The sequence below is a fragment of the Glaciimonas sp. GG7 genome, assembly GCF_052976905.1.
In genome coordinates, this window is the sequence record NZ_JBRIIQ010000021.1 from 1 (window position 1) to 17,082 (window position 17,082).

The following is a 17,082-nucleotide window of genomic DNA, read 5'->3' on the forward strand; positions in this document are numbered from 1 at the left end:
TCTATGCCGAGTACCCGGACAAGCACGAATCGATGACCACGATTGGCGGATACGCGCTGGCGATCGCCAAAGCACTGGAATACACGGGGATAGACAGCACACGGATTTTTCAGGCGGTGGGCATCCCGTTGTCGCTCAAGAATGACCCGATGTGTCGGCTATCGGTGGTCACGCTTACCAAGCTCTACCGAACCTGTGTGGACGTCACCCACAACCCTTATTTCGGCTTAACGGTTGCCCGGTTCATTCATATTTCGAACCTGCATGCACTTGGCTTTGCCTTGGCGGCCAGCTCTAATTTGATGGAGTTTTGTCAACGAATCGCACGGTTTTTCAGGCTGGCGTCACAAACCTGTGATGTGACCGTGGTGGAGTCTGAGCATGAAGTCGCCTTGCACATCCGGCTGCTGGTAGCGGTCAGCGCCGAAACCGAAGATGCATTAATGGGGTTTCTCGTGCTGGCCATGCGTCAGTTGTATAAACCCGAATTTAATCCCTTGCGCGTGGCGCTGTCTCATCCGATGCCGCATGAAGGCGGCGGACCTTACGAAACCCTGTTTCGCGCGCCGGTCAGTTTTAACGGGGCAGGACCGGTGATGGTGTTTGCGAAGAAGGATGTACAGCAGCCGCTGGCCGGAGGTTGCGCAGAGTTGGCGCAACTCAATGACAATCTGGCGACCAAGTACATGGCCCGGCTCGACAAGAATGACGTCGTAGCGACCGTACGCCAGAAGATTATTGAGTATCTGCCCAACGGCGACTGCACCAGAGATAAAGTCGCCAGCGTCATGTGCATCAGTCCGACGACCTTGCAATTCAAGCTCTCGCAGCGCGATACGAATTTTCATGAATTGCTCGACAGCATCCGCAAAGAACTCGCGGCCAGCTACGTCCAGCAGTCGGTGCTATCGATTACTGAGATTACCTTTTTGCTGGGATTTAACGATACCAGTAACTTCACGCGGGCATTTAAACGCTGGGAGGGGATGTCGCCTACCAGTTATCGGAATGGTGCGGGTAAGACTGATAAAGATTGACATTCCGGTGCGCTTGACAGGTTAAGACTGGTCTATATACTAGTCTATTCATGTTTAGTCGGAGCAAAATCATGCATATCGAAATCGGGTCTTACGAGGCAAAAACAAAATTGCCGGAACTGTTGCGCGGTGTGCAATCGGGCAACCGTTATACGATTACCCTCAGAGGCGAAGCGATTGCCGACCTGGTCCCTTCGGACGCATCGCAAAAGACGGACGTTGCTGCAGGGGTAGCCCACATGCAGCAGTTGATGGCATCCTATCCGCCGATCATTGGGATTGATACCAAGGCGCTCATCGAGGAAGGGCGCGATTGATGCGATTTGTTCTTGATAATTCGGTCACCATGCGTTGGCTGTTCGGCGACGGTTCGTCCGGCGATCAGGCGTACGCCAAACAGGTATTGGCGGCGATCACCGTGGACAGTATCCTGGTGCCGGGTGTCTGGGGTCTGGAAGTCGCCAATGTGATCGCAAGAGCCGAAAAGAAATTCGGACTGAGCGAGGCGCGAAGTGCGGCATTTGTGCATGCGCTTGAGCAGATGCATATTCAGGTTGACCCGGAAACAAGTGCGCATGCCATGCGAGATACCTTGCAATTAGCGCGACGCTACAACTTGTCGGCATACGACGCTGCGTATCTGGAACTCGCACTGAGGGAGGGATTGCCGCTCGCCACGCTCGACGATGGGTTGGTCAAGGCCATCAAAAAGGCCGGTGCCAGGCGCTTCATCAAGTAAATGCGGAAAATTCGCAACGGTTGCCGCTGAAAAGAACTTCTTGATTTCTGGCCCATCATCATTGCCTGCATTTGAGCAATATGACAAGACAGTACGTACCGATTTTTTAAATTCACATGTTCATGCGCTTTGGTTAGTTGCAATAAAAAAGGGTAGGCGTTTTTGACGCCTCCCCTTTTTTATTCTACATTTCAGGCTTACTCACCCCGCATCAAAACGTATGCCGTATCCCCGTCATCACAGCCGTGGTATCCATCCCCGGCGCGACCGGTTGACCGTAGCCGATGGCCTGCGTCATCGTGCCTTTATTGCTGACCTTGCCGGCCTGGGCATATAAGGTGGTCCGTTTCGACAGTTGGTACTCCGCGCCGAGCGCCAGAGTCGTCGATTTGTTGACCGAATTGTTGGCGTCTTTCAGATAGTAGAGACCGCTGCTGATCTTGAACACGGGGGTAAAGCGGTAGCCCAAACCTACCGAATACATATCAATATTGGTTTTGCTGGAATTCGATGGGTTTTTGCCGTTACTCACCGAACCAGAGGCAGAAAATCCTGCGATGTTGTAGAGCGCACCCAGATACACCAGACGATTGTTATCGACCCCGGTTGCCGCTATGCCAGTTGCCGGATTGGTGTCGTGACCGTCGTAATAGAGCGCCGATAAATGCAAGCCGCCATTGGCATATTTCAGCACCGCCGATTCGCGTCGGGCCGCCTGATTATTGCCGGAGACTTCACCGGGCGCATATTCCAGACCCAGGGTGACGCCACCGAAATTCGGCGATTGATAGACGATGGCATTGCTGTCCCACATCGCGCCTATCGGTCCGTTGGTGCTGCTGCCGGGCCAGCCTGCAGCGGTATTCATGCCGATCCATGCGGTCAGAATACTGCCGAAATATTGACCGGCGCGGACATCGGTTTCGACCATGGCATAAATCATCGGCGTGACTTGACGTCCGATACTGACGCCGCCGAACGGGCCGGAGATACCAACCGTGGAGATTTGATTAAAGATGGCGGCCGCACCCGGGGTGTCGCTGAGGCCCATTTTTCCGCTGCCGCTGTCGTATGAGCCTTGCAACTGGAAGTTGGCACGATAGCCGCCGCCTAAATCTTCGTTGCCGCGCATGCCCCAGACGCTGCCGTAGATGCCAGCGTCTTTATAGCGGAAGGTGCTGCCGGTATTTTTGGCTAACGGGCTAAAGGATGCGGCCGAAGTGTTCTGGTAATACAGGCCCGAATCGATCGCGCCATAGATCGTCACGGATGTTTGCGCTTGTGCTGCGCTAGCGGCAAACATCAGCGTTGCTAAGCTGATCGATTTCAATGTTATTTTCAATTTCATCTCCAGGTAGTTATATATACCGAACCAGTCTGTGCCAGTGCGGGTACTTTGTTGTTGCTAAAAAATATTGAATCCACTGCGCAGATATCGGCCTGACGACGTGCCGCAGTATAACGACCGCGCATAAATGCTTCCTGTCTTTATGATGGTTATGCGGGATTGTTGAAGTCTATGATGAGGAAAAGACCTTGAATGGACCTGTCATTAGCGTCAGACAGTCGGTCTGTAGAGCAAGATTGGCGATTCTGCAACAGGAGGGCTTCCGCAAAATCGCCCCAGCGGCGTTATCCCTCCTAGCCGTACTAAATACTGTCTTCGTCAGTCTGCCTTGCTGGGACGATTTTGCGGAAGCCCTAAACAGATAGGTAATGTTTGGCTTAAGCCAAAGTATTCATGCGGCAGTAGGCTTCGAGTATCGATGTTTTATAGACCACACCGAGCAGCCGGGCCGGGTCGGTTCTCTCCACAACCGGCAACCGTTCGCCCTGAAATTTTACGAAATGTTCCAGCGCTTCGTCTAGCGGCATATCGGGGCCGAGGCTGTCGAAACGCGTTTGTAAAAAATCAGCGGCCGTTTTGCGCGATGGCGTGTTGTCGTTGAGCAATGCTGCGGTGATGTCTTTGAGCGCAACGACGCCGCAAAATGTGTGGGCGTCATTGGTTACGTATACATATTTCACCGGATATTGCGCAAACAAAGCAGCGATCTCCTTGATCGTCGCCGTAGTTGGTACAACCGTCTGCACAGGCTTGATGAGCGCATGCATCGTGGTCAGCCTGAGGCTTTGTCTTTCTTGCACTGCGCGGGTTCGTTGGATGGTGATGTCGTACATCGCCGTTTCAGCGATGGCGCGCGCGACCAGTACCGCCACGACGCAGGCGAGCATGAGCGGCAAGATTAATTGAACACTCAAGGTCATTTCCAGAATCATGAGTATCGACATCAGCGGCGCTTTGGTGGTGGCCGCTAAAAACGCCCCCATCCCAGCGATGGCGTAGGCAAAAGGCGCGGCGCTTGTGGCGGGCCACAGCGTATGGAGCGCCAACCCGAATACGCAGCCAACCATGGCGCCCACAAACAGCGCTGGCGTAAATACCCCGCCAATGGCACCCGAACCGGTGGTGAGCGCCGTGGCAATCACCTTGAAAAGCAACAGCGACATCAGCGCAGTAACGGTCCATGGCTGATGCAAAACGGCGTTCACAACACTGTAGCCATTACCCCAGACTTCCGGCGTCCAGATCGACAAGACACCGACCATCAAACCGCCAAGGCCAAGTCGCAGCGGTAAAAACGCGGGTAGTCGTTGAAACTGTTTTTTAGAAAAGGCAATCGTGCGCAAGAACCCCGGCGCAATGACGCCGATGACCACGCCGAGCACGCCAAACAGCAACACTTCTGCTCCCGATACGGACGGGAACAGCGGCATTTGATAGGGTGCGTGATAGTCGGAAAAGGTGCGCATGGTCATGTTGGCGAGGATCGAGGCGACTAGCACCGGACCGAAATTTTTCATCGCGATCGATCCCAACACGATTTCGGTCACAAAAAAAGCGCCCGCCAGTGGCGCGTTATACGCTGACGTAATCCCTGCTGCCGCCCCGCAGGCGACCAGCAAGCGCAAGGTCTCCGGTTGCAAGCGTGTACCCCGCCCGACTAAAGACGCGCATAAGGCCGCCAGCTGGACCATCGATCCTTCCCGCCCGATCGATCCGCCGGTGGCAATCGAACACATCGAGGAGGCGCTGCGCAACAGACTGTGCCGGATCGGAATATGCCCGTCGCCGATCGCGACGGCCTCCATATAATCGATATTGCCGCGTGCGCCGGGGATCTTGCCGACCCGATGCAAAAGCATCCCGGCCACGACCCCGCCGCATGCGGGCGTGATGCAACGCCAGTACCACGGCAAACTTTTAGCCATCGCCACCAGACTGCCGCTATGGTCTGTGAGCAGAATCTGGATGGCGCTGATGCCGTCGCGAAAGGCGATGGTGGAAAAAGCGCCCAGGACGCCTGCTATGGCGGCCAGCAGCAGTATCGTGTGGTCTTCAAACAGTTTTGAGATGCGGTGTTTCATGGAGCGCACAGTAGAGATGATGGCATTGGCAGGAGCAGATCAGGCGGCGAAAAATAGTAGAGCATGTTGACGTTTAATTTGTAAAAAATAATCCAACCTGTTCGGACTGCCATGCAGCGCACCGCGCAGATTGTCGTCCTGATAAATGGTGTTCATTTTCTTGTGAAACGTTGGATGGAGGTGCGTGGGATGGGGATGCGTTGATCATGGTGATGATCTGTTGAAAGGGATGTTGTTGCCTGTCATTGGCGTTAATTTGGTGGTCTGCTAAAGCAGATTAGCGGTGAATTGGGAGCAGCTCCCTCTGATTTTTGCGGTCGGACCAGCAAAAAAGATGGGCAATAACGACGAGAGAACATCATTGAGCGGTATCTTCCGAGCATGCCTGTCAATCAGCGCCCAATATGATCGAGAAAACCATGACCATAAATAGTATTGAAGACGTCTCCGGTTTGCATTGTGTTGACGTCATGCACCATCCCGATGGGACGTTCAGTTTCAAAGTATTCCGCAAAGACCCCGAAGACGAGGGGCGTTGGACGATGGTGGGCGATTATTCCGGTCTGCGTTTTCAGGATGAAAATGCAGCTGTGCGTGAAGCGGCGGCGCAGGTTCCGTGGTTGGCGGAGGTGATCAGTCAGGGAAAAACACACTAACATTCTCGTCATCGATCAAGCTCAACAAACCTCCGTTGAGCATCGCGGTGCGCTTGATAATTGAAGACTGGTCTATACACTGCTCTATTAAGTTCAATCCGAGAAAAATCATGCATATCGAAATGGGCTCTGAAGAAGCGAAAACAAAATTGCCGGAACTTTTACATGGTGTGCAATTGGGCAACCGTTACACGATCACCCTCAGAGGCGAAGCGATTGCTGATCTGGTCCCTTCGGATGCATCAAAGAAGACGGACGTTGCTGCAGGGGTAGCCCACATGCAGCAATTGATGGCGTCCTATCCACCGATCATCGATATTGACACCAAGCCGTTGATCGAGGACGGGCGTGATTGATGCGCATCGTTCTTGATAATTCCGTCACCATGCGCTGGCTGTCTGGAACTCGCATTGCGGGAAGGATTGCCGCCGCCAACGTGATCAAATGCAGGGCGTTTCAATTGCTGGCCGCTAAGCCTAATCCGCCAACATCCTCAACCGCGCCGTATCCAAATGCGAACTCAACGCATCGACCGCCTTATCAATATCGCGCAATTTAATCGCTTCAATCAGCGCCAGATGCTCCAGCATGGCTGGCAGCAGACCTTCTGATGTCAACACGGTTTTTTCGAGTCGGATCAAGTGTATCCGCAGGCTGTTGACGCGATAAATTTCGGAAATGATTTCGTTGCCGAGTGAATCGATCATCATGGCGTGCAGGCCGCGATCGACTGCCTGGGCGTCGCTTAATAGCCTGGCGTCAATGACGCCGGACTTGGCGCGTTTGATGATGTCTTTATGGGCTTTTTCGATCCGGCTCAAATCGATTTCGGAGACATTGCGGGTGAACCTGGCGATCCCTTCGCGTTCGAGTACGAGGCGCAGCTGGAAGGCATTGCGGACTAATTTTAAATCGACGTAGCAGACTTGCAGGCCGCGATTGGGCACGGTTTTGATGAGGCCTTCGGCTTCAAGGCGGGGCACCATTTCGCGGATGGCACCTAGCGGCATGTCGGTCACTTGCATCAGTTCGCGTTGCGATAAAAATTGTCCGGGGCGGATATTGCCGCTGAGAATTTGTTGGGTGAATCTCTCGTAGGAAATTAATCGTAGCGGTTTTTCCTGGACGTCTTCTTGCAAGCTGACTTCACTTGATTTCTTTTTCATGGGGGTTCCCGTGCAGAGTGCGTAAACGACGACATGTTAGCATGTAATTTTTCTGATTTCGCCCTCTTTTCCCTTATCTTCCATAGACAATTTCAGCAAATTCATTGCTGGTCGGGTTTGCTCACATGACCGTTTTGTAACGCTGTGACAGAAAAGTAACGGGTGTGTCCTTTGTGTCAAATACCAATTGACAAATTTACATAACCATCTAACATGTTACTGCGTTGTAGATGACCTATTAATGACATTTTTTATCCTGCTCTTGGTAAGAATAGTGAGAGCAGGTAGTCATTGATCGGGCTGATGTGAACGCAGGTTCTACCCAAAAAAATTAAAAATGACTATCAGGAGAGAAGATGAAACGAGTATTGATCGCCGCGGCATTATTGGGAAGCTATGCCGTTGTAGCCCAGGCGCAAACCAACATTACCGTCTACGGCATCGTCGACACCAGCGTGCGTTACACCACCCATCAAAATGCCGCCGGGAACAGCAAGATAGAAGAAACCGACGGTATCTTGAGCGGTAGTCGTCTTGGCTTTAAAGGTACGGAAGATCTCGGAGGAGGCCTGAAGGCAAACTTCGTACTGGAGGCCGGTTTTAATCCTGACACGGGTGTGTCCGGTCAGGGCGGGCGTTTGTTCGGTCGTCAAAGTACTGTTGGTCTGAGCGGCGATTTCGGCAATGTCATTCTGGGTCGTAAGTACACGGTCACGCATGAAATGATGACTAGCTATGATGCATTCTTCTTTGCCAATCAGGCGATAGTCGGCTATCAAGGCGGCAATTACACCGGCCTGCGTCAGGACAATCAGCTGCAATACAACATCAAGCTATCGAACTTCACTGTCGCATTGGGGCATACCTTTGGCGAGCAAGTCGGCAATGCCAATGCAGGTTCCAGCAATGCCGGGACGTTGGGTTACGACAATGGGCCTGTCCATTTAGGTGGCGCTTATACCGTGATGAACGGTATCGGGACGGAGTATTTTGGCATCGCAAAGTCGGCACTGAGCAAGCAAACGGTGTGGTCGCTAGGCGGCACTTATGCATTCAGTAGCGTGAAATATTATCTGGGTTATACCAACAGCAAGTTGGACGTAGCAGACTATAAAAACAAGGTGTACTACGTGGGTGCGAACGTGACATTGGCAGCGGGCTTGAATCTGATCGGGACCTTGAACTACGACAAACTCAATCATGCCGGAACCAATGGGAATCGCTTCATGACAGCGGTGATGCTGGATTATTTCCTGAGCAAACGCACCGATATTTATGTTGAAGCAGATTTGAATACATTTAGCGGCGCATGGAGCACGTTGGCAAATACCACGGGCTTTTCGACACCGATGTATGGCAATACCAGTCGGGCAGGCGTGATGACGGGGATACGTCACACTTTCTAAGTCGTCGGGTAGCAATAAAAAACGCTGAATAATCAGCGTTTTTTTTCGTGCCAAGCGTATTACCGCAGTCGAATTAGCGTGGTTCGCCAATCTCAATATCCAGCGTTCCCAACGCACCATACTGCATCTTCAGCAAGTCGTTTTGCGGGACGTGAATGACGCCGTGATAGGAGCCGGTAATGACGATCTGGCCGCGCTTGAGGCCGCTGTCATGAGCGGCTAAAAAATTCGCCAGCCAGTACAGCGGCAATAAAGGATTGTCGTCCGGATGTGTGCCATCCCAGCGGCCAAGTTCGCCGTCCGGTCCGTTGAGCGTCAACGCGATAGCAGCCAGCTCTTTTTCATTTTCCCAGCGGATTGCAGGACCGACCAGCAAACCGCCATTGGATAAATTATCTGCCAGCTTTTCCGGGAAAGTCACCACGCCAGGTTCGGCATACCGTGTCGCGATCAATTCAAACGCGAGGTGTGTGGCGGCAATCGCCTGTTTGATTTCGTCAGGGCTATAAGGGGTTGAGCGCGGTGGCAGATCGGTACCGATCACGAAGGCAATTTCAGGTTCGAGCGCGACCATGCCATCGATGGCGGCCAGCGTGCAATGGGGGCCAGACGTCACGATATCGGACGCCAGAAGGGGGGCAACAGCAATCTTGTCGGTGACCGGTGAGGCGCATTTCCAGCCGGCAATGTCTGCGCCGCGCAAGCGCGCTACTTCGCGTTGGATTTGTAGTGCATCGTCGTTGTTTTTGGGGCGAAGGTTTTCAGGTAAGCGTGGGCCGGGTTGGCCGGTGTGACGGATGGCGACGAGATGTCTGGCGGCAAGAGTAATTTGATGAGAAAACATAGGTTTTAAAGGAGGATTATCAATCGACATGAGGCCGTTCGCCCTGAGTAGACGCGTAGCGTCGTATCGAAGGGTACGCACGCCTGTGCGCATACTTCGATACGCCCTGTGGGCTACTCAGTACGAACGGAATAGGAGGAATGCATAAGAAAATTCGTTATGACGGATCACTTATTGCTACATACCGTTGGGGGGCAACCCTAATCCATAAGCACACAAAGCGGCATTGCGGAATACGTCTGCTTCGATGCTACCGTGCGTCGCCACGCAATGATGCGCATGATCTGACCAGTGTGTGTAATCACTGGCAAGTTCAAGTACCGGCCAATCGCTGCCCCATAAAGTGCGCTTGGGGAAGAGCGTGAGTAGTTGGGTAATGACGCGATCGCAGGCCGTCAATGAGGGCGCAGCACCGCTTTCGGTGACCAGACCGGAGAGCTTGCAAAATACATGCGGTAACGCCGCCAGCAGCGCGATATTTTGCATCCAGTCATCGATCTCACCACTGGCGATATCGGGCTTTGCACCATGATCGATGATGATGTTGAGGTCGGGTATGAGGCGCGCCAGTTGTGCGATACGCGCAAGATGGATGGGCTTGATCAGGGCGTCGAAACTCAGGCCCAATGCAGGAAGCGTGCGCAGCGCGGCAATCACGCGCGGCTGCAAAATCCAGTCGGGATCGGGGATGTCTTGCAGCATCGGACGCAGGCTGCGCAACAGCGGATTGCCAGCCAACGCGGCGATCCGTGCGCTGGCGTCATCGGCTTCCAGATCGACCCAGCCGACTACACCGATGACGCTCTCGGGATAGTGGGCTGCTGCGGCGAGCAGGAAGTGGGTCTCGGCTTCGGTCGCGGTGGCCTGTACCAGGATCCCTTGCTCAATGCCGTTTTTCTGGGCGTGGACACGCCAGTCGGCTATCGAGAAATCGCGGTAAATGGGCCCCAGCGCCGGTGTGAGCCAGTCGTAATCATGCAGCGCCAGTTGCCAGATATGAAAATGACTATCGATCATGCAAAGCTCTTCGATGGCAGTGGCGCATGTTCCGGCAGCAATCCTCTGGCCTGTAATGCGCTCCAGAATGCTGTTGGAATAACGTGGCGCATCATCTTGCCGGCATCATCCCATTCGCCAATATTGCGTGCCCCCAGCATCACAATCTCAACCGCCTTGTGCGCGAGGGGAAATTGCAAGGCCGCAGCACGCAGCGGCACGGCGAACTCTGCGCACACATCTTCAATCAGGCCAGCGCGAGAAATGACCTCGGCCGACGCCGGGCCGTAATCAAAGCTCGCCGGTTGCAGACCGCGCACGCCGGTGGCCAGAATGCCGGAGTTAAAGACACCGCCCAGCGCCACCCGCGTACCGGCTTGCTCGCACAAGGGCAACAGCGTTGTCAGCCCAGTTTGATCCAGCAGCGAGTAGCGCCCCGCCAGCATCAGACAATCCAGATGCGCCTGCTGCATGACATCGATGCAAATCTGCGCATCGTTGACGCCCAGACCGAAGGCCTTGATCAGGCCTTGTTCTTTGAGGCGTTGCAGGGCAGGAATAGCGCCGCTGATGACCGCCTGCAATATTGTCGGGGCGTTCGTGCCGTGTGTCGCCACGTCCATGTCATGGATGTAGGCCACGTCAAACGATGCCAGTCCCAATCGTTGCAAGCTGTCTTCCACGCTGCGCAGCGTGCCGTCAAAACTGTAGTCGTATTGCTGCACAAACGGCAGCACGTCCACATAACTATGCTGTTCGCGGGGCGCATCGGTAGCCGGTTTGAGCAAGCGTCCGACTTTGGTGGAGAGCACGTAGTGCGATGGCGATACCGACCGCAGAGCGTCACCGATACGGCGCTCTGACAATCCCTTGCCGTAATGCGGGGCGGTGTCGAACGTCCGACATCCCTGCGCCAGCACGTGGGTCAGCAGATCAGACGCCTGTGCGTTTGACAATGCCGTAAATAAATTGCCGATCGGTGCGCCGCCAAAACCCAGCGGCAGGCCGTCTATGGTGGGGAGGAATAGAGGATTGTTCATGGCCTACATCACCGCGCCTAATTGCCAAGGCACGAATTCATCGGCCCCGAAACCATGCATTTCACTCTTGCTTTGCGTGCCGGAGGCCAGCGCCAGAATCATCTGAAAGATTTGCTCACCCGCTTCGGCGACCGTCAGTGAACCGCTCAAAATCTGGCCGCAATCGAAATCCATGTCATCGGTCATTTTTTTATACAAGGCGGTATTGGTGGCCAGTTTGAGCGATGGCGTGGGTTTGCAGCCATAGACCGAACCGCGCCCGGTGGTGAAGCAAATGACATTAGCGCCACCGGCGACCTGGCCTGTGGCCGAGACCGGATCGTAGCCTGGCGTATCCATAAAAACGAAACCTTTTGCGGTCACTGGTTTGGCATACTCATAGACGCCCATCAAGCCGGTGGAACCGCCTTTGGCGACTGCACCAAGGGACTTTTCTAATATCGTCGTCAAGCCACCGGCCTTGTTGCCGGGCGAAGGATTATTGTTCATCTCGCCCTGATTGCGGGCCGTATATTCTTCCCACCAATGAATCCGCTCGACGATGCGTTCACCGACTTCACGGCTCACAGCGCGTGACGTTAACAAATGCTCGGCCCCGTAAATTTCCGGCGTCTCCGACAAAATGGCCGTGCCGCCGTGCTGTACCAGCAGATCCACCGCAGCGCCGAGCGCAGGATTGGCAGTAATGCCGGAATAGCCGTCCGAGCCGCCGCATTGCAAACCGACGATGATGTGGCTGGCCGATACTGTCTCGCGCTGTACCCGATTGGCCTCAGGCAGCATGTCTTTGATCTTTTGTATGCCTGCCTTCACGGCATTGGCAGTGCCGCCCATGTCCTGAATCGTCATGCTGTGCAGCAGCGTACCGTCTTCCAAACCGTGCGACATTTTGAGCGCATCTAACTGATTGGCCTCGCAACCGAGTCCGATGATCAAGACCGCTGCGAAGTTAGGGTGGCGCGCATAGCCGGCGATAGTGCGCCGCAAAATATCGATGCCCTCGCCGCTTGAATCCATGCCGCAGCCGGTTGAGTGGGTCAGCGCCACCACACCATCGACGTGTGGAAAATCTTTCAGACCATCGCCGCGAAACGCCTCTGCAATGTATTTCGAGACCGTCGCCGAGCAATTCACCGTCGCAATAATGCCGATGTAATTGCGGGTTGCTACCCGTCCATCGGCGCGCACGATGCCCTGAAAGGTGGCCGGTTGCGGCGCTGGCACAGTTGCTTGATACGTCTCGCCAAACTGATAGCTGCGATCAAACTCCCGCACCTCCAGATTATGGACATGGACGTGTTCGCCAGGAGCAATGGCGCTGGTTGCAAATCCGATGATCTGGTTATAGCGGCGTACCGGGTCGCCCACATTGAGTGCCTGGGTGGCGACCTTGTGACCGGCGGGAATTGGCTGGGTACAGACAATATTTTCTGTCGGGATGGTGGTACCGCTATCGAGATCGCGTAAGGCGATCACGACGGCGTCATGTGGACTTAGTCGGATCGATGATGTGGTGTCGGAGGACATAGTGTTCCTAAGGGGTAAGATTTACGCAGACCTATGCAGTTAACAACCCGTTCGGACTGAGTAGCGAAGCGTATCGAAGATGTACTTACGGTTAGTGCTGACTTCGATACGCCCTTGAGGGCTACTCAGTTCGAACGGATATCCGATATTTTGCGCAAGTTCAAAGTGGATGAGAATGCAGGCCTAACGATCAAATCAGCTTGCGCTGTGCTAAGTTTTTCATCAGTGCAGAAATGCCGAAAGTCCATGGTGAAATAGCGTCACAGAAATTGACGCGATTGACCAGTCCTCCCAATGTTGGCGTCGTCACGCTGACGATGTCGCCCACCAGATGGGTGAATCCTTGGCCCGGTGCGAGACGATCATCGGTCGGTGCGAACATGGTGCCAAGAAACAGCATCAACCCGTCCGGATACTGGTGGTTCGGGCCTGCTGCATGCAGGACTAAATCGAGCGGATCGCGGCTGATCATGGACATCGAACTTTTGCCATGCATCACAAAATCATCACGTCCATCGACGCGCATGGAAAGATCACAGCCTCTGACATCGGCGATGGTGAAATGCGCGTCGAACAACCGGATAAACGGACCGATGGCGCAGGAACCGTTGTTGTCTTTGGCCTTGCCCAGCAGCAACGCACTGCGTCCCTCAAAATCGCGCAGGTTCACGTCATTGCCCAGCGTTGCACCAACGGTCTGGCCCCGACTATTGACGGCCAATACAATTTCCGGCTCCGGGTTATTCCATTCTGACTTGGGATGAATCCCGACTTCAGCGCCTATGCCGACCGCTGACAACGGTTGCGATTTGGTGAAGATTTCAGCGTCAGGGCCAATGCCGACTTCCAGATATTGGGACCAGACGCCTTGTTTGATCAACGCCTCTTTCAGACGCATCGCGTCGTCCGAGCCTGGTTTAACGCTGGAGAGATTGTCGCCAATGATGGCCACAATTGAGGCCCGGATGGCTTCGGATTTGGAGGCGTCACCGCGTGCCTGCTCTTCAATGACGCGCTCTAACATGCTGGACACGAAGGTCACGCCGCTGGCTTTGATGGCCTGTAAATCGCAGGGGGCGAGAAACCACGGCGCGTTGATATCCTGCGTATCGTGCGCTGAGTTAGTCAGCACATCTTGCAGCGCCGCCAGCCGCGGTAACGTCCCGGCGCGGGCGATGGCGTCGACCGGATTGTCCATCTCCAATAGCGCACTGGCCGTTGCCGCCACAGCTGACAGATCGTAGACCCCATCAGCACGGATACTCACCAATACAGGACCATTGACAGCCGGAGACCAGATGCGGCCTACGAGTACAGCACGGTCAAGGTCGTCAGGCAGGCAGGCGGCAATGTTCAAGCGATTTTTCATGGTGTTGCTTTCTCAAATAAATGATCCTGACGGGAAGATTACAGCCGAATACCCGACGCCGTATCAAATAAATGCAATTTTTCTGCAGCACAGGTCAAACCGATCACTTCGCCCACTTTTGCGGTCGCGCGCTCATGCAGCACGACGATGACTTCTTGCCCGTTCACGGTGCAAATTAACTGCGTGTCGGCCCCGGTGAATTCGGTGATGTTGACTTGCGCAGAGATCGAACCCGGACTGCCGATTGGCACGACCCGGAAATCCTCGGGACGAATGCCGACAGTGATGTTTGCCGCATCCTCGATACGCACATTGATCGGCATAGCCAGCCGGGCGTTAAACTCGGCGTCAAAATTAACGGCCCCATTTTGTACCGTGCCGGTAAGCAAATTCATCGACGGTGAGCCGATAAAAGCCGCCACAAACGTATTGATCGGGCGATCGTAGAGTTCGGTCGGACTGCCCATTTGCTCGACCAAGCCATCGCGCAGAACGACGATACGGTCGGCCATGGTCATGGCTTCGACCTGATCATGCGTGACATAGATCGAGGTCGTGCCGAGGCGTTGATGCAGCGCGCGAATCTCGGTACGCATCTGCACCCGCAACTTGGCGTCCAGATTGGAGAGCGGCTCGTCAAACAAAAACACTTCCGGATTACGCACCATGGCGCGCCCCATCGCCACACGCTGACGCTGACCGCCCAACAATTCACGTGGCAGGCGCGTGAGCAATTTATCGAGTCCTAACGTTTTTGCCGCCGCCGCGACTTTGCTGCGGATCATCTCGGGTGCAGTTTTGGAGATCATCAGACCAAAACCCATATTGCGCTCAACCGACATATGCGGATACAGCGCATAACTTTGAAACACCATGGAGACGTTGCGATTCTTGGCCGGGACGTCATTGATCACGCGTTCGCCCAGCATGATGGTCCCGGAGGTTGGCGAGTCAAGGCCTGCCACCATGCGTAGCAAGGTCGATTTTCCACAACCACTGGGGCCGACAAAGACGGCGAACTCGCCATGCGGGATGGCGATATCGACGCCGCGAATAATCGATGTTTTACCAAAATCCTTGCGGATGTTGTGAAGGGTAACTGAAGACATGTGAGGCCTATGATCCTTTGACGCCACCGGCGGTTAGTCCGCCGACGATTTCTTTTTGAATGAAAAGTGTGAGCAATAACACTGGTAACGTCACCAACAAGGCCGCAGCGGCTAACGGCCCCCATGCGATTTGTTCGAAGGTCAGGACGTTGTAGATGGCGACCGGCAAGGTGCGGGTTTCCCGGCCCGCTAACACCGCACCGAAGACAAAGTTATTCCAGGAGAAGATAAACGCCAGAATCGCCGCGACCATAATGCCCGGGCGCGCCAACGGCATGGCGACATGCCAGAAGCTTTGCCATGTCGTGCAACCGTCCATGGTGGCCGCTTCTTCCAGCTCACGCGGTAGGGTCTCAAAATAACCGGCGATGATATACACCGAAATCGGCAAGGTGATGACCATGTGGGTGATTACGATCGGCACTAAGGTCCCGGTCAAGCCCAGAAACTGGAACACGGTAAACAAGGGAATCAAAAAACTGATCGCCGGTGTCATGCGCGCAACCATGATGGTCAGCAGCATCTTTCTGGCCTTCATGCGTGTGATCCCGTAGGCGGCAGGCACGCCGACGGTGATAGCAATCAGAGTGGCGCTGCCGGAGACGATCACGCTATTGAGAAAATAGCTAAAGAACGGGCCGCCATTGAAGACCGCAATGAAATTCGCAAATGTTGGCGCGGTCGGGATGAATACAGGCGGATAGGCGAGGGTATCGACTTCGTTCTTCAGTGATAACGATAACATCCACAAAAACACCGAAATGGCTGGTGAGACGATTAACAGCACCAAAATGCCGAATCCGATTTTTTCAATGATTTTTTTCATGAATCGGACCATTTCGAACGTTCACGTAACCAGAACAGCGTCATCGACAGTGCGACGACCAGCACAAAAAATACCACGACGACGGCGGACGCTTTGCCGATCTGATAGAACGAAAACGCTTGCAGATACAGGTAAAGATTAATCGTTTCGGACGCCGTGCCGGGGCCGCCTTGCGTGATGACGTAAATGGTGTCGAAGGTTTTGAGTGCATCGATCAGGCGCACCACAGCAGCCACCATGATGAACGGCAGCACCATTGGAAACGTGATGTAACGGAATACTTGCCAGGACGACGCACCTTCCAGATGCGCGGCTTCAAACGGATCGCTCGGCAACGAGGCCAGGCCGCCCAGTACGATCAACATCACCAGCGGACTCCACTGCCAGACATCGACCATCACCAGACAGGGAATCGCCAGACTCGATGAATAGACCCACTCCGACGGCGCAATGCCGATGAGCGACAGCAGGTAATTGAGCACCCCTTGTTGCGGATGAAACATCATGGTCCAGACCAGTGAAATGGCAACCGGCGTTGCCATCATCGGCAGCAAAAACATGCCGCGCACCAAGCCGCGCAATGGAAATTTTCGATTGAAGATCAGGGCTGCAAAGGTGCCGAATATCAGCGGCAGAATCACCGCCAGCGCCGTAAAGTACAAGGTATGCAGAATCGCTTGCATGAAGCGCAGGTCGTGCGCCAGTTCAGCGTAATTACCCAGACCGATAAAGGTAGATGGTGAGCCAATTTTGTAATCGAACAGACTCATCCAAAGGGTAAAGCCCCAGGGAAAAATGATAATCGCCAGCAGCACGATCATCGCTGGTAAGACGAACCAGACGAAGGGCGAGATTTTTTTTCGCATCAGTTTCAGGGGGCGCGATGGCGAGTGGTCAAGTTCACCAGTGGCAGAGAGCGTGTTGGGCATGTTGTGTAT

General features: G+C 54.2%; 17 protein-coding genes. 6 read left to right on the forward strand and 11 right to left on the reverse strand.

The window, feature by feature from the left end; translation table 11 throughout:
• The 3 genes from ACVBEF_RS07380 to ACVBEF_RS07390 form a co-directional block, all read left to right on the forward strand.
• The coding region (locus ACVBEF_RS07380) for an AraC family transcriptional regulator (protein WP_447123295.1) at positions 1–1,037 on the forward strand (1,037 nt) is incomplete at its 5' end.
• 71 nt (positions 1,038–1,108) lie between these two features.
• Entirely contained in the window at positions 1,109–1,354 is a 246-nt protein-coding gene (locus tag ACVBEF_RS07385; RefSeq protein ID WP_447123296.1) for a type II toxin-antitoxin system Phd/YefM family antitoxin, read from the forward strand.
• The gene (locus ACVBEF_RS07390) at positions 1,354–1,776 is read left to right on the forward strand and encodes a type II toxin-antitoxin system VapC family toxin (RefSeq protein ID WP_447123297.1); all 423 of its coding nucleotides are present in this window, start codon (positions 1,354–1,356) and stop codon (positions 1,774–1,776) included. The genes ACVBEF_RS07385 and ACVBEF_RS07390 overlap by 1 nt, the downstream gene beginning before the upstream one ends.
• A gap of 211 nt (positions 1,777–1,987) precedes the next feature.
• Here ACVBEF_RS07390 and ACVBEF_RS07395 read toward each other — a convergent pair whose 3' ends face one another.
• Together ACVBEF_RS07395 and ACVBEF_RS07400 are read right to left on the reverse strand one after the other, a co-directional pair.
• Positions 1,988–3,124, reverse strand: a complete 1,137-nt coding sequence (locus ACVBEF_RS07395; protein ID WP_447123298.1) for a porin — start codon at positions 3,122–3,124, stop codon at positions 1,988–1,990.
• Between the two features lie 377 nt (positions 3,125–3,501).
• On the reverse strand, positions 3,502–5,205 hold the full coding sequence (locus ACVBEF_RS07400) for a ClcB-like voltage-gated chloride channel protein (RefSeq protein ID WP_447123299.1): 1,704 nt from the start codon (positions 5,203–5,205) through the stop codon (positions 3,502–3,504).
• Positions 5,206–5,624: 419 nt separating this feature from the next.
• Between ACVBEF_RS07400 and ACVBEF_RS07405 the strand changes: the two genes are divergently transcribed.
• Positions 5,625–5,861 carry a hypothetical protein gene (locus tag ACVBEF_RS07405; RefSeq protein ID WP_447123300.1) on the forward strand — a complete coding sequence of 79 codons (237 nt, stop codon included), beginning with the start codon at positions 5,625–5,627 and terminating at the stop codon, positions 5,859–5,861.
• 110 nt (positions 5,862–5,971) lie between these two features.
• A complete protein-coding gene (locus tag ACVBEF_RS07410) occupies positions 5,972–6,217 on the forward strand; it encodes a type II toxin-antitoxin system Phd/YefM family antitoxin (RefSeq protein WP_447123301.1) in 246 nt (81 codons plus the stop codon).
• Between the two features lie 120 nt (positions 6,218–6,337).
• Here the strand turns inward: ACVBEF_RS07410 and ACVBEF_RS07415 are convergent, their stop codons facing one another.
• Positions 6,338–7,027, reverse strand: coding sequence for a GntR family transcriptional regulator (locus ACVBEF_RS07415; RefSeq protein ID WP_447123302.1), 690 nt, complete (start codon positions 7,025–7,027; stop codon positions 6,338–6,340).
• Between the two features lie 356 nt (positions 7,028–7,383).
• Between ACVBEF_RS07415 and ACVBEF_RS07420 the strand changes: the two genes are divergently transcribed.
• Complete coding sequence (locus tag ACVBEF_RS07420; RefSeq protein ID WP_447123303.1) at positions 7,384–8,433, forward strand: porin; 1,050 nt, start codon at positions 7,384–7,386, stop codon at positions 8,431–8,433.
• A gap of 73 nt (positions 8,434–8,506) precedes the next feature.
• On the opposite strand, the gene ACVBEF_RS07425 is transcribed toward ACVBEF_RS07420, so the two are convergent.
• The 8 genes from ACVBEF_RS07425 to ACVBEF_RS07460 form a co-directional block, all read right to left on the reverse strand.
• Positions 8,507–9,277, reverse strand: coding sequence for a 2-keto-4-pentenoate hydratase (locus tag ACVBEF_RS07425; protein WP_447123304.1), 771 nt, complete (start codon positions 9,275–9,277; stop codon positions 8,507–8,509).
• A 177-nt stretch (positions 9,278–9,454) separates the two neighbouring features.
• Positions 9,455–10,294: an amidohydrolase family protein gene (locus ACVBEF_RS07430; protein WP_447123305.1), complete on the reverse strand. Its 840-nt coding sequence runs from the start codon at positions 10,292–10,294 to the stop codon at positions 9,455–9,457.
• Positions 10,291–11,313, reverse strand: coding sequence for an aldo/keto reductase (locus tag ACVBEF_RS07435; protein WP_447123306.1), 1,023 nt, complete (start codon positions 11,311–11,313; stop codon positions 10,291–10,293). The genes ACVBEF_RS07430 and ACVBEF_RS07435 overlap by 4 nt, the downstream gene beginning before the upstream one ends.
• A 3-nt stretch (positions 11,314–11,316) precedes the next feature.
• A complete protein-coding gene (locus ACVBEF_RS07440) occupies positions 11,317–12,840 on the reverse strand; it encodes a UxaA family hydrolase (protein ID WP_447123307.1) in 1,524 nt (507 codons plus the stop codon).
• Positions 12,841–13,030: 190 nt separating this feature from the next.
• Positions 13,031–14,209 carry a fumarylacetoacetate hydrolase family protein gene (locus tag ACVBEF_RS07445; RefSeq protein ID WP_447123308.1) on the reverse strand — a complete coding sequence of 393 codons (1,179 nt, stop codon included), beginning with the start codon at positions 14,207–14,209 and terminating at the stop codon, positions 13,031–13,033.
• Positions 14,210–14,247: 38 nt separating this feature from the next.
• Positions 14,248–15,318 (reverse strand): ABC transporter ATP-binding protein, encoded by a 1,071-nt coding sequence (locus ACVBEF_RS07450; protein WP_447123309.1) that lies wholly within the window; start codon positions 15,316–15,318, stop codon positions 14,248–14,250.
• A 7-nt stretch (positions 15,319–15,325) separates the two neighbouring features.
• Entirely contained in the window at positions 15,326–16,144 is an 819-nt protein-coding gene (locus tag ACVBEF_RS07455) for a carbohydrate ABC transporter permease (protein ID WP_447123310.1), read from the reverse strand.
• The gene (locus ACVBEF_RS07460) at positions 16,141–17,073 is read right to left on the reverse strand and encodes a carbohydrate ABC transporter permease (protein WP_447123311.1); all 933 of its coding nucleotides are present in this window, start codon (positions 17,071–17,073) and stop codon (positions 16,141–16,143) included. Before ACVBEF_RS07460 ends, ACVBEF_RS07455 begins: the two co-directional genes overlap by 4 nt.
• Between the last annotated feature and the right edge of the window lie 9 nt (positions 17,074–17,082).

What these genes read in the sequence shown, in the direction of transcription:
- ACVBEF_RS07385 (WP_447123296.1), top strand. Translation starts at nt 1,109, where the DNA reads ATGCATATCGAAATCGGGTCTTACGAGGCAAAAACAAAATTGCCGGAA.
- ACVBEF_RS07390 (WP_447123297.1), top strand. Translation starts at nt 1,354, where the DNA reads ATGCGATTTGTTCTTGATAATTCGGTCACCATGCGTTGGCTGTTCGGC.
- ACVBEF_RS07395 (WP_447123298.1), bottom strand. Translation starts at nt 3,124, where the DNA reads ATGAAATTGAAAATAACATTGAAATCGATCAGCTTAGCAACGCTGATG.
- ACVBEF_RS07400 (WP_447123299.1), bottom strand. Translation starts at nt 5,205, where the DNA reads ATGAAACACCGCATCTCAAAACTGTTTGAAGACCACACGATACTGCTG.
- ACVBEF_RS07405 (WP_447123300.1), top strand. Translation starts at nt 5,625, where the DNA reads ATGACCATAAATAGTATTGAAGACGTCTCCGGTTTGCATTGTGTTGAC.
- ACVBEF_RS07410 (WP_447123301.1), top strand. Translation starts at nt 5,972, where the DNA reads ATGCATATCGAAATGGGCTCTGAAGAAGCGAAAACAAAATTGCCGGAA.
- ACVBEF_RS07415 (WP_447123302.1), bottom strand. Translation starts at nt 7,027, where the DNA reads ATGAAAAAGAAATCAAGTGAAGTCAGCTTGCAAGAAGACGTCCAGGAA.
- ACVBEF_RS07420 (WP_447123303.1), top strand. Translation starts at nt 7,384, where the DNA reads ATGAAACGAGTATTGATCGCCGCGGCATTATTGGGAAGCTATGCCGTT.
- ACVBEF_RS07425 (WP_447123304.1), bottom strand. Translation starts at nt 9,277, where the DNA reads ATGTTTTCTCATCAAATTACTCTTGCCGCCAGACATCTCGTCGCCATC.
- ACVBEF_RS07430 (WP_447123305.1), bottom strand. Translation starts at nt 10,294, where the DNA reads ATGATCGATAGTCATTTTCATATCTGGCAACTGGCGCTGCATGATTAC.
- ACVBEF_RS07435 (WP_447123306.1), bottom strand. Translation starts at nt 11,313, where the DNA reads ATGAACAATCCTCTATTCCTCCCCACCATAGACGGCCTGCCGCTGGGT.
- ACVBEF_RS07440 (WP_447123307.1), bottom strand. Translation starts at nt 12,840, where the DNA reads ATGTCCTCCGACACCACATCATCGATCCGACTAAGTCCACATGACGCC.
- ACVBEF_RS07445 (WP_447123308.1), bottom strand. Translation starts at nt 14,209, where the DNA reads ATGAAAAATCGCTTGAACATTGCCGCCTGCCTGCCTGACGACCTTGAC.
- ACVBEF_RS07450 (WP_447123309.1), bottom strand. Translation starts at nt 15,318, where the DNA reads ATGTCTTCAGTTACCCTTCACAACATCCGCAAGGATTTTGGTAAAACA.
- ACVBEF_RS07455 (WP_447123310.1), bottom strand. Translation starts at nt 16,144, where the DNA reads ATGAAAAAAATCATTGAAAAAATCGGATTCGGCATTTTGGTGCTGTTA.
- ACVBEF_RS07460 (WP_447123311.1), bottom strand. Translation starts at nt 17,073, where the DNA reads ATGCCCAACACGCTCTCTGCCACTGGTGAACTTGACCACTCGCCATCG.